General features: G+C 44.2%; 13 protein-coding genes. 1 reads left to right on the top strand and 12 read right to left on the bottom strand.

Annotation, left to right across the window (positions count from 1 at the left end):
• Positions 1-98 precede the first annotated feature (98 nt).
• A complete protein-coding gene (locus tag STRCR_RS08560; protein WP_004228792.1) occupies positions 99-2261 on the top strand; it encodes an LTA synthase family protein in 2163 nt (720 codons plus the stop codon).
• Positions 2262-2618: 357 nt separating this feature from the next.
• Here the strand turns inward: STRCR_RS08560 and hisE are convergent, their stop codons facing one another.
• The 12 genes from hisE to hisC form a co-directional block, all read right to left on the bottom strand.
• Positions 2619-2933, bottom strand: coding sequence for a phosphoribosyl-ATP diphosphatase (gene hisE, locus STRCR_RS08565; protein WP_004226557.1), 315 nt, complete (start codon positions 2931-2933; stop codon positions 2619-2621).
• 14 nt (positions 2934-2947) lie between these two features.
• Entirely contained in the window at positions 2948-3277 is a 330-nt protein-coding gene (gene hisI, locus STRCR_RS08570) for a phosphoribosyl-AMP cyclohydrolase (RefSeq protein ID WP_004227281.1), read from the bottom strand.
• Positions 3274-4032, bottom strand: a complete 759-nt coding sequence (hisF, locus tag STRCR_RS08575) for an imidazole glycerol phosphate synthase subunit HisF (RefSeq protein ID WP_004228826.1) — start codon at positions 4030-4032, stop codon at positions 3274-3276. Before hisF ends, hisI begins: the two co-directional genes overlap by 4 nt.
• 1 nt (position 4033) lies before the next feature.
• Positions 4034-4753: a 1-(5-phosphoribosyl)-5-[(5-phosphoribosylamino)methylideneamino]imidazole-4-carboxamide isomerase gene (gene hisA / locus STRCR_RS08580; RefSeq protein WP_004229820.1), complete on the bottom strand. Its 720-nt coding sequence runs from the start codon at positions 4751-4753 to the stop codon at positions 4034-4036.
• A 167-nt stretch (positions 4754-4920) separates the two neighbouring features.
• Positions 4921-5529: an imidazole glycerol phosphate synthase subunit HisH gene (hisH, locus tag STRCR_RS08585; protein WP_004227536.1), complete on the bottom strand. Its 609-nt coding sequence runs from the start codon at positions 5527-5529 to the stop codon at positions 4921-4923.
• Position 5530: 1 nt separating this feature from the next.
• Positions 5531-6115: an imidazoleglycerol-phosphate dehydratase HisB gene (hisB, locus tag STRCR_RS12030; protein WP_004228733.1), complete on the bottom strand. Its 585-nt coding sequence runs from the start codon at positions 6113-6115 to the stop codon at positions 5531-5533.
• Between the two features lie 9 nt (positions 6116-6124).
• A complete protein-coding gene (locus tag STRCR_RS12035) occupies positions 6125-6754 on the bottom strand; it encodes an RpiB/LacA/LacB family sugar-phosphate isomerase (RefSeq protein ID WP_004225236.1) in 630 nt (209 codons plus the stop codon).
• The gene (gene serB, locus STRCR_RS08600) at positions 6754-7398 is read right to left on the bottom strand and encodes a phosphoserine phosphatase SerB (RefSeq protein ID WP_004226382.1); all 645 of its coding nucleotides are present in this window, start codon (positions 7396-7398) and stop codon (positions 6754-6756) included. The genes STRCR_RS12035 and serB overlap by 1 nt, the downstream gene beginning before the upstream one ends.
• Positions 7385-8668, bottom strand: a complete 1284-nt coding sequence (gene hisD, locus STRCR_RS08605) for a histidinol dehydrogenase (protein ID WP_004226396.1) — start codon at positions 8666-8668, stop codon at positions 7385-7387. The genes serB and hisD overlap by 14 nt, the downstream gene beginning before the upstream one ends.
• Positions 8665-9312, bottom strand: a complete 648-nt coding sequence (gene hisG, locus STRCR_RS08610) for an ATP phosphoribosyltransferase (RefSeq protein WP_004228183.1) — start codon at positions 9310-9312, stop codon at positions 8665-8667. Before hisG ends, hisD begins: the two co-directional genes overlap by 4 nt.
• On the bottom strand, positions 9309-10283 hold the full coding sequence (locus tag STRCR_RS08615; protein ID WP_004229863.1) for an ATP phosphoribosyltransferase regulatory subunit: 975 nt from the start codon (positions 10281-10283) through the stop codon (positions 9309-9311). Before STRCR_RS08615 ends, hisG begins: the two co-directional genes overlap by 4 nt.
• Complete coding sequence (hisC, locus tag STRCR_RS08620) at positions 10280-11326, bottom strand: histidinol-phosphate transaminase (RefSeq protein WP_004228861.1); 1047 nt, start codon at positions 11324-11326, stop codon at positions 10280-10282. The genes STRCR_RS08615 and hisC overlap by 4 nt, the downstream gene beginning before the upstream one ends.
• Between the last annotated feature and the right edge of the window lie 269 nt (positions 11327-11595).

Below are 11595 nucleotides of genomic sequence, written 5' to 3' on the forward strand. Positions count from 1 at the left end.
ATTTCAGGAAACTTTCTACCTCGTTTCCTGCCTAAAAATTAAATTGTGGTATAATGTAAACTGGATTTTTTTGAAATTAAAATTAATGAGGATATGGAATGAAAAAGTATTTAAGTCCCTTAAAAAATTTGGGCAATATTATTAATACACGACTCGGTTTTGTGTTAGTCCTTCTCTTTTTTTATTGGATAAAATCACTCTGGGCCTATAGTGTTGATTTTAATCTGGAACTGGAGGATACTGCCCAGACTATTGTAGCGATTTTTAATCCACTACCCTTGGGGCTCTTGGTCTTAGGACTTCCCCTCTATTTCAAGAATAGTAAGGTTTTCTATAGCTTGGAAATCCTGCTCTATTTGGTTTTAAATATCCTTATTATTGGGAACTCTGTCTATTTTAGAGAGTTCACCGATTTTATTACCGTGAATACCTTGCTGGCCAGTTCTAAGGCCGCTGCTGGTTTGGGGGACTCTGCTGCCAATCTCTTTGAAGTAACCGATCTCTTCTACTTGGTTGATGTGGTTTTCTTTGCTCTCTTGATAGCTTTTAAGAAAATCAAATCGGATAAACGATTTTTCAATAAGCGGGCCAGTTTTGCTGTCACTGCTCTGTCGGTCCTTTTCTTCTCAGCCAATCTCTTCGCTGCTGAAACCATCCGGCCTCAGCTTCTGACCCGTGGTTTCTCCAACTACTATGTCGTGCGTGGTATTGGCCTGCCAGCCTTTATGACTTACAGCGCCAACCAAACCTACCAAGCACAAAAGGAAAGAAGCGCTGCAACAGCTGGTGACCTTAAAGAGGTGCAAGACTATGCCAAGAAAAATTATGCTGCCCCTGATAGCAAATACTTCGGCATTGCCAAGGGACGCAATGTCATTGTTATTCACTTGGAAAGCTTCCAACAATTTTTGATTGACTACAAGCTCAAGGCAGACGATAAAGAATATGAAGTTACGCCATTCCTTAATTCTCTCTACCACTCCAAATCTTCGATTTCCTTCTCCAATTTCTTTAATCAAGTTAAAAACGGTAAAACTTCTGATGCTGAGACCATGATGGAAACCTCTCTCTATGGTCTTAATAACGGTTCTTATATGGTTAACTATGGCGGTGATAATACTGCCTATGCTACTCCTTCAATCCTAGCTCAAAAAGGCGGTTACTCCAGCGCTGTCTTCCACGGTAATACTGGAAGTTTTTGGAATCGTAATAACACCTATAAACAATGGGGATACAATTACTTCTTCGATTCTACCTATTTTGAAAAGCAGGATAATTCTAACTCCTTCCAGTATGGACTCAATGATAAGTATCTTTTTAAGGACTCCATCAAATATCTGGAACAAATGCAGCAACCCTTCTACACCAAGTTCATCACTGTATCAAACCACTATCCTTACACCAGTCTCAACGGTGATAAGAATGAATTAGGTTTCCCATTAGCTGATACTGGGGATGACACGGTCAACGGCTATTTTTCAACGGCTAACTATTTGGATTCAGCCATCAAGTCTTTCTTTGATTATCTCAAGGCTAGCGGCCTTTATGATAAGTCTATCATTCTCCTCTATGGGGATCACTATGGTATTTCCAACGATCGCAATACCAGTTTAGCTCCGCTGCTGGGTAAGGATTCTGAAACCTGGTCTGATTATGACAATGCCATGATGCAAAAGGTTCCTTATATTATCAACATTCCGGGTTATACCGATGGCTTTATCAGCGATACCTACGGCGGTGAGATTGACTCTCTTCCGACCCTGCTCCATCTGCTAGGAATCGATACTAAAGATTACGTTCAAATGGGACAAGACCTACTGTCACCTAAGAATGATAATTTCGTTCCCCTGCGGACATCAGGTTATTACCTTACCCCAACCTACACCAGCTATGGGGGCAAGACCTACTACACACAAAATGGACAAGAAATCACTGAACCAAACGAGCAGACCAAAGCTGAGCTCGAAAAATATCGTGACGCTGCTGCCGATCAGCTATCCTACAGTGATAAGGTACAAACTGGGGATCTGCTACGCTTTGCTGATATTCCTGGTCTAAAACCAGCAGATGCCAGTGACTATTCCTACACAAAATCAATGACCCAGCTCAAAAAGATTAATGAGAAGAAGGGGGACAAGTCAACCAGTCTCTTCCATCAACGCGGTAACGAAACATCAGAAGATCTCTATGAGGCTAAGTCCTATGCAGAAATTCATGGAACTGACAGTTCTAGCGGCTCCAGCTCTTCAGATTCTAAATAAGTTAAAGCATAAAGTAAAAGTAGTCGAGTTTGGAAACTCGACTACTTTTTTATCTTAAGTTTACATATAGATAGATTACGTTCTATTTGATTGAATAATCTGTTAACCTCACACACAGAAAAGGCAAGCACAATAATTCATTAAAAATATTGCAGAACTAAAGACAAGTATCTAATTCTTGGAAATCCCATTGACTACTAGACTTGTTCGAAAACTAAGGCATTCATAATTGATAATGTCACAAATCAACTCAGTTTAACTATTTTAAATATTCTGAGTCAAGTTTTAGGGCCTTTCGTATACGGTTTTAATGAGTTTAGCATACCAGTTTTGATTACTGAACAAGCCTACTCTCTTTTAATAGTCTGTTACTTCTCTGCGGTCATGGATTCTGCTTTGTTTGCCTTGGCGGGATTTGAGAACAGTTTCGATATCCTCTGGGGTAACACCGCTTTCGACCAGCATAACAGCTAAATGGTAGAGGACATCTGCTGTTTCGTTGGCGATTTCGTCCTTATCTGCATTTTTGGCAGCAATAACAACTTCTGTCGCTTCTTCACCGACTTTTTTGAGAATCTTGTCCAACCCCTTATCAAAAAGATAATTGGTGTAAGAGCCTTCTTTAGGGTTTTGCTTACGATCTAGTGCTTCTTTGTACAGTGTTTCTAGCATATTATAGTTCCTCTCTAATCTTCAGAATAAATTTCATTAAAAAAACAAGAATAAGCTCCGGTGTGACAGGCAGCACCGACTTGCTCAACTGCGATGAGCAGGGTATCGCGGTCACAATCGGTTGCAATGGATTTGACATACTGGTAGTGCCCAGAAGTTGCCCCCTTGTGCCATAGTTCCTGTCTCGAGCGGCTCCAATAATGCATTTGATTGGTTTTCAAGGTCAATTGATAGGATTCTTCATTCATATAAGCCAGCATGAGCACTTCCTTTGTCTGATAATCTGTAACAATGACAGGGATCAGCCCATCTTGCTTAGCAAAATCAAGTTTGATATCCGTCATAAGCGCACCTCAATTCCCGCGTTTGCCATGGCTTTTTTTGTGTCGACGATAGCTACTTCTCCATAATGGAAAATCGAAGCCGCTAAAGCGCCAGTTGCTGAGGTCTTTTGGAAGACTTCTATTATGTGGTCACTGCTGCCTGCACCGCCTGAGGCGATAATAGGGACATCGACGACGCTAGCCGCAGCATTGAGCATGTCTAAATCAAAACCAGATTTTGTGCCATCCTTATCCATCGAGGTGAGGAGAATTTCACCCGCCCCCAAACTAACCGCTTCTTTGACCCAGTCAATCAAATCCCTGCCGGTATCTTTGCGACCACCGGCCACATAAACATGCCAGGTCCCGTCGGCTTCTTTACGGGCGTCAACGGCTGCCACGACACACTGACTGCCAAATTTTTCAGCACATTCCCTGATGAGCTGGGGATTAGCCAGAGCAGATGAATTGACAGCAACCTTGTCCGCACCTGCTTTGAGCATTTTGTTCATGTCATCGCTGGTGCGGATACCGCCGCCGACTGTAAAGGGGATAAAGACCTGATCGGCGACACGGCGCACCATGTCAACGGTTGTATCGCGCTCCTCATGGGTCGCCGTAATGTCCAGAAAGACCAGTTCATCACAGCCTGCCTCATAGTAAGCACGCGCCGAGTCAACAGGATCGCCGACATCCGTCAGATTGACAAAATTAATCCCTTTAACAACACGTCCGTCCTTGACATCCAAACAAGGAATAATCCGTTTTTTCAGCATCTCACTCCTCCAATTCTTTGAGTTCCTCCAAGCTGATATTGCCGCTATAGTAGGCCTTGCCAACAATAATGCCTGCCACCCCCAGCTCTTTTAGTTTAGTCAAATCCGATAGCTCAGCGATGCCGCCGGAAGCAATGACCTGAGCGGTCGTCAGTTGGGTTACTAATTGCCGATAATGGCCAAAATTAGGACCCGTCAGCGTGCCATCGCGGTCAACATCCGTGTAAACAAAGAGCTTGACACCCATTTTTTCCATTTCCTTAGCCAAGCTGATGTAGTCCACGGTGCTGGTCTCGAGCCAGCCTTCGGTCGCCACATAGCCATTTTTAGCATCAATGCCAACCACAATCCTATCCGCTCCAAATTGCTCCAGCGCAGCTTTGACGAAGTCAGGATTTTTGACTGCCATAGAACCGATGATAACACGATCAATCCCCACTGCAAGGTAGTCCGCAATCTGCTCCAGCGTGCGAATGCCGCCGCCGACCTCAACGCCTAGGCCTGTCGCAACCTTAAGCGCCGCAATCAAATCGCGGTTAGTGGCACGACCGTCCAGAGCGCCATCTAGGTCCACCACATGGACAAACTGGATGCCCGCATCTGCAAAAATCCGTGCCTGCCCCAACACATCGGGGTTGACCACTGTTTTCTGGTTAAAGTCCCCCTTAAACAGGCGAACGGCTTGTCCATCTTTAATATCAATAGCAGGTAATATTTGCATTATAAAATACCAAGAGCATTAAGAAAGCTAGAGAAAAATAAGAAACCAACGCTATGTGCTTGCACATAAAGCAGTTTATCTTTTTTCCGACGCTTTTAGCTCGGGTTCAGTTCAAAAAAACTGACTTGCTTTCTCACTGAACCTTCCTTTCCTTCTTTAGTTGGTCGCTACTCACACAATTCTGCAAATCGTTTGAGAATACCAAGTCCTACAGCACCCGATTTTTCAGGATGGAATTGAGCGCCGTAGATATTATCTTTGTGAATCATAGCTGGTATTGCAATACTATAATCAGCTGTCACATCAACGTACTCTTTAGGCACATCAGTGAAATAGCTGTGTACAAAATAGACCGCTTGGTCTTGTAAACCGACTGTCAGTGGTGACTCTTGCCGAACCTGTAAATCATTCCAGCCTATATGAGGAACTGGGAATCCCGCCTGAGCAGGAATCGCTCGACAGATTCCTGGAATAAAGCCTAAACCAGCTGTCTCGGTATGCTCCACGCCTGTTTCGGTCAGTAATTGCATACCCAGACAAATGCCCAATAACGGGGTGCCCTTGGCAACAGTTTCCTTGATAGCAGTGACTAAGCCCCGTTTTTCCAGCTCTGTCATTGCTGCAGGGTAGGCTCCAACTCCCGGTAAAATCAGGCCGTCTGCTGCTAAAATCTTGACCGGATTGGCCGATAGCTCAGCTTCGACACCAATTTTAGACAGGGCCCGCAAGACATTAGCTGTATTACCGGCATCGTAATCAATAACAATAATTTTCATATCACAAGAGTCCTTTAGTTGAGTTGACACCCTTAATTTCAGGATTGAGCGTAATGGCCTCACGCAGCGCCCGTCCTGTTGCTTTGAAAAGACTTTCTGCCTTGTGGTGAGTATTCTTTCCGTGTAAAATCTTAAGGTGTAGGTTCATCTGAACATTAAAAGCTAAAGCTTGAAAGAATTCCTCGACCAATTCGGTATCAAAATTTCCCAGTCTTGGATTATCAAAACTACAATCAAAAACCAAGTAGCTGCGTCCTGACAAGTCAAGACTGGCCATGCCTAGTGTTTCATCCATAGGCACAAAGCTGGTCCCATAACGATTGATACCAGCCTTATCACCCAGTGCTTCTTTAAGGGCTTGACCAAGGACGATCCCCACATCTTCAACTGTGTGATGACTGTCCACATGGAGGTCGCCATCCGCCTTGACCACCAAGGACATCCGTCCATGACGGGCAAAAAGCGTCAGCATGTGGTCGAAAAATCCTACACCCGTATCAATGTCAACGGGCTCCTGCGCATCCAAATTCAAACTGAGTTTGATTTTTGTTTCAAAGGTATTGCGTTCGATGCTTGCTTGTCTCATGTTATTCTCCTAATGTAACTGTTTAAGTGTTTGATTCAAGGATTGGTCTTGACCATTTTCAAAAATATAATCAATAAGGTCTTGTTTAGAAAGAACCTTGGCCAAAAATACCTCATCTAAAGACTCCAGTAACTCTCCCATGCTTTTCTTAGCGCGTTCATTAAAGAGCTTGACCCGCTTGGTTTCTGTAATTTTGCGCTCAGCAACTTCTGGTGGATACCCGATGCCAAAGCCCCCATCAAATAATTTTTCCATGCAGTATTCTAAGTTTAATTCTCCCAGCCAGCCATAACCAAGTCCTAAGGAAAAGGAAACGGCATTGCCATCATTGATGCGGCCAAATAGGAAAGCATCTTGCGGGTTCTGAACAAAGCCACAGAGTACGTTTGGTAAGGTATTACAAGCCAGAGCCATCCCCTGTCCAGACGAGCACCCCGTTATCACAAAATCCACTGCTCGGCTTGACAGCAACAGAGAAATCAGTAAGGCAACCTCTGTGTATGAATAATTCTCTTCCTCTTCAAAAACACCAAAATTGATGACTTCGTGCCCCAAGGGTACCACAACCTTTTTGGTAATTCTAACCAGAGTCTTATTTTTATCAACTTGTGTAGAGCCTTGAATAATAGCTATTTTCATTACTGTACCTCATCCAGTATCTCAATCACCTTGTACAAATCAGCTTCATTGATTTGGTAAGGTGCTTGCTCGCGTACAATTGGTTTGGCACAAAAAGCGATACCTATACCCGCTGCCTGTATCATGGGGAGGTCATTGGCACCATCTCCCATGGCAATAGTTTGGCTGAGTTCAAGATTATTTTCAGCCGCCCAGTCGCAGAGTTTTTGGAACTTAATATCTTTGGTGACAATCTCGCCATAGGTTCGACCCGTCAGGATACCGTCTGCCACCTCCAAATGGTTAGCTTTGACATAGTCAATACCAACTTCTGTAGCTAAACGATCAACTGTTTCATGGAAGCCACCGGATACCAAACCGACCTTATAGCCACGCGCATGAAGTTCAGCTACCAATTCCCTAGCTCCCTTATTAAAGTGAATACGCTGATAGACTTGGTCAAAAATGGTCTCTGGCAAACCTTTTAGTGCAGTCACCCGCTCTTGCAACGCCTGCTTGAAATCAAGTTCTCCTCTCATAGCGCGCTCGGTGATCTCCGCAACTTGGGCGCCAACACCTGCTTCTTCTCCCAGCAAATCAATCACTTCTTCCTGAACGAGGGTTGAATCCACGTCCATGACTAACAGTCCTTTAATTTTGGTCATTTCTCACCTCGATGGCTCTGGCATGGGCTTGCAGGCCTTCAGCATAGGCCAAAGTTGTAATATCTTTTTCTGCGCTGTTGACCGCTGCCTTACTGTACTGGGTATACTGGATGCGTTTGACGAAGTCATGCACTCCCAGAGCAGATGAGAAGCGGCTGGTTGCTGTGGTCGGTAGGATATGATTAGCACCAGCATAATAATCACCAATCGGTTCGCTCGTATAGTGTCCTAAAAAGACAGAACCAGCATTTTCGACCTGATCTAGGTAGTCATAGGCATTCTCCATAGCAATTTCCAAGTGCTCAGGCGCCACCTTGTTCATAAGGTCAAACATATCCGCAGTATTGGCTGCGATGATAATGCGTCCATTATTTTCGATAGACGGACGGGCAATGGCCTCGCGGGGTAACCGCTTCAGCTGCGCTTCAATTTCTGCTTCAACCGCATCAGCCAGTTCTTCAGAATCCGTTACCAAAATCGCCCGCGCTCGAACATCGTGTTCGGCCTGTGAGAGCAAGTCTGCCGCTACGTAAGCTGGGTTAGCTGTACTGTCAGCGATAACACCAATTTCTGAAGGACCAGCAATCATATCAATTCCGACAATACCGTAAACCTGTTTCTTAGCCGTTGCCACAAAGATATTACCAGGACCTGTAACCTTATCCACTTTTGGAATGGTTTGAGTGCCGTAAGCCAGGGCAGCAACGCCTTGGGCACCGCCGATTTGATAAATTTTATCAACTCCGGCCAATTTAGCCGCTACTAGGATTGCTGGAACAAAGTGCTCTTGCGGCGGCGTGATCATAATGATTTCCTTGACACCAGCGATTTTAGCCGGAATGACATTCATGAGGACTGAGGACGGATAGGCTGCTGTCCCTCCCGGTACATAGACGCCCACACGCTCAATCGGACGGATAATCTGGCCGCGAAGGACACCGCTTGATGGCTGGTCTTCAAAGCCCGTCTCCAGCTGCTGGCGGTGGTAAGATTCAATATTAGACTTGGCATTTTCAAGAGCTGTCAGAACATCCTTATCAACCTCTGCAAAAGCCTGCTCAATCAGCTCCTGCTTGACTTCGAAGTCGGTGAGTTCAATCTTATCAAAGGTTGCAGAATACTCACGCAATGCTTCATCACCGCGATTTTTCACATCCTCAATAATAGCGCGGACAGTTTCCTCAACATCGAGGTTTTGCTGACTCAGCTCCAACTGTTCTTGATAGAGAATCTTAGATATGGCTTCGTTAGTTCCTGTTAGACGTTTCATTGAAAAGGTACCTCCTCGTCTCCAACAATCGCTTCAATTTTTTTAATGAAAGGCAGTATTTGGGGATTATTTTTAAGGGCAGCCTTGTTGACAATCATTCTGGCTGAGATACGACAGATATCTTCAAATACTTCTAAGCCATTGGCCTTTAAGGTGTTGCCCGTTTCGACAATATCAACAATGGCATCAGCTAAACCGATGACAGGAGCAATTTCAACACTTCCTTGAATGGAGATGATTTCAACATCCTCTCCTTTTTGATTATAAAAATTAGTGGCAACTGTAGGATACTTCGTTGCAATACGCTTACGCTTATGGTCTCTTGGATTAAAGCTAGGAATGGAAGCCACAGCAAATTTACAGAGGCCAATATTCAAATCCAACATTTCCAGATAGCCTGTCGGATGCTCCATAAGTACATCCTTGCCCACTACTCCAATATCAGCAACACCATGGTGAACGTAAGTAGTGACATCCGGTGCCTTGACTAATAGGAAGCGAAAACCTTTATCAGGACTTTCAAAAATGAGACTGCGCCCCTTATCAGCCATAAATGTCATGTCAAAGCCTGCCTGTTCCAAAAGGTTAACCGTACCTTTTTCAATTCGCCCCTTCGTAAGCGCTATTGTTAATTGTTCTGTCATCGTAGAGTACCCCTTTCCAAGTTATCATGGATGGCCTGATAGATACTGTCTAAATCGACTGCCCAGCCAACAGCTGTCAGCTCTGTTGCTCCAAAACGTTCAAATAATTTGTCATAACGGCCACCTGATACAAAGGCATCTGGAACATTTTCACCAAAAACCTTGAACATCATACCGGTATAGTAAGGCAGGGAAGGAACCTGTGCAAGGTCAATTGTTGTCTGAGGCAAAAAGCGATAGATGTCTCCCAGCAGGTCTTCTAAATTATCAAGAGCTTTTAAAATTCTTCTGTCTTTAACCAAAGCCCGAGCTTGAGTCAGCACATCATGACTTTCACCAAATAAGAAAGGCAGAGCCTCAATAAAGGTGTCAAATTTACTAGGATGTTTTTCAGTAAAGGTATGGAGAGCTGTGATATTTTTATCAATAATGGCTCCTTCCAATTGATGCTGACTGATGTCATCCAAGTCCAACTCATCATAGATGGTTTGCAAGATAGCTGCATGGGAAAACTCGAACTGATAGACCTTAACCCCAGCTACGTCCAAAGCTGACTTAGCTGATAAGACCGCTTCTTTGAGCGCCTTATCGGCCGGATAGCCAACAATTTCCACACCAGCCTGAGTGTGCTCATTGAGCAGGCCGCGCAGCTCTTCATTATAGTGAAAGACCTTTCCGGAATAAGAAAATTTAATCGGTGTCTCTACTTGAGTCGAGGCTATAACTCGGCCAATTTGGCTGGTAATATCCGGCCGCAGGCTAAGTAAATCTCCCGACTTATCGAAGAGATGATAATGAGTCTTTTTCAGCTCATCGCCAAACACTTCTGTGTGCTCCAAGGTCGGCGTTTCAATGCGCCTGAACTGTCGCTCTATCAATAAATCACTAATATCACGTTCTAAGCGATACATAGTCGCAGCCTTCTTGAATAATTTGTCATGCATGCCTACTGGTAATGTTGTTTTTTTCATGAAACTACCTCTTGAATGATCATTATGACTTTCTCCATTTCTTCCTGTCGGCCAATCGAGATACGTAGATAATCCTTAATTCTTTCTACTCTAGGGAAATAACGGACATAGATATTCTTAGTCTGTAAATACTGAAAGAGTTCCTGAGCTGCTAGAGTCGGTTTGACCAAGACAAAGTTGGCCGAGCTCGGTAAGACCTCAAAACCTATGGCCGCGAGTTCTTTGGTAAACCAGTCACGGATCTCCATAATTTTTTGACAGTTATTGCTGTAGTAATCCCAGTCATCGACAGCTGCCAAAGCTAATTTTTCTGCTATGCTGTCAACGGCATAAGGGTTGAGAGAGTTTTTGACAGCTTCAATGACTTTAATCAACTCTGGGCTGCCAACACCATAGCCCACGCGCAAACCTGCCAGAGAAGCATCTTTAGAAAAGGTGCGCGTGATAAAAACGTTTTTGTATTTTTCCAGCAGAGGCAGGGCGGTCTTACCACCGAAGTTAATGTAGGCCTCGTCAATAATAACAACGACATCCTGATTTGCCTGAATGATCTTTTCCAGTTCATCCAAAGGCTTATAAATACCTGTGGGGGCATTTGGATTAGCGACAACAAGACCGCCGTTTAATGTCTGGTAATCTGATGGGGCTATTTCAAATTGACTGGTCAGCGGCACCTCACGATAGGCAATATCATATAAGTTGGCCCAAACCTTATAAAAACCGTATGTTAAATCTGGAAATAAAATTGGTTCATCATTGTTAAAGAAAGCCAAAAAAGCCATGGAAAGGATATCATCGGAACCGTTACCGAGGATAATTTGATCAGCTGCCACTCCTAAATGAGCAGACAAGGACTGACGCAGTTCTTCTTGAGTGAGTGTGGAATATTTGCGCAAATCGGCGCTGTCAAATGCCTTCAAAGCATCCGCCACCTTAGGACTAGGTGGGTAGGCATTTTCATTGGTATTCAGCTTAATGATTCGTTTGCCTTGAGGCTGACTGCCAGCCACATAGGGTTCAATCTCTCTCAGACCTCTGATCATAAAAACCTCCTTATGTTAATGGGACTCATTCAATTTTGGATTAATAAAAAGCCCTCGCAAAAAAAATTTTGCAAGGACGTCGCAACGTGGTTCCACCTTAATTCGAAAAACAGTCACCTGTCTTCCCTCGTGAAGTCAAAGACTTCTGGCTTTTAACGGAACCACCCGTCAGGCACTACTGTTAGCGTTCGCACCTGCGCTCAAGACTGTGTGGCCAAATCCAGATGCCTTTCTCAGCAACGGCACTCTCTGTCAGTTGATTTAGCGCT

The organism is Streptococcus criceti HS-6, from assembly GCF_000187975.2.
Classification (GTDB): Bacteria; Bacillota; Bacilli; order Lactobacillales; family Streptococcaceae; genus Streptococcus; species Streptococcus criceti.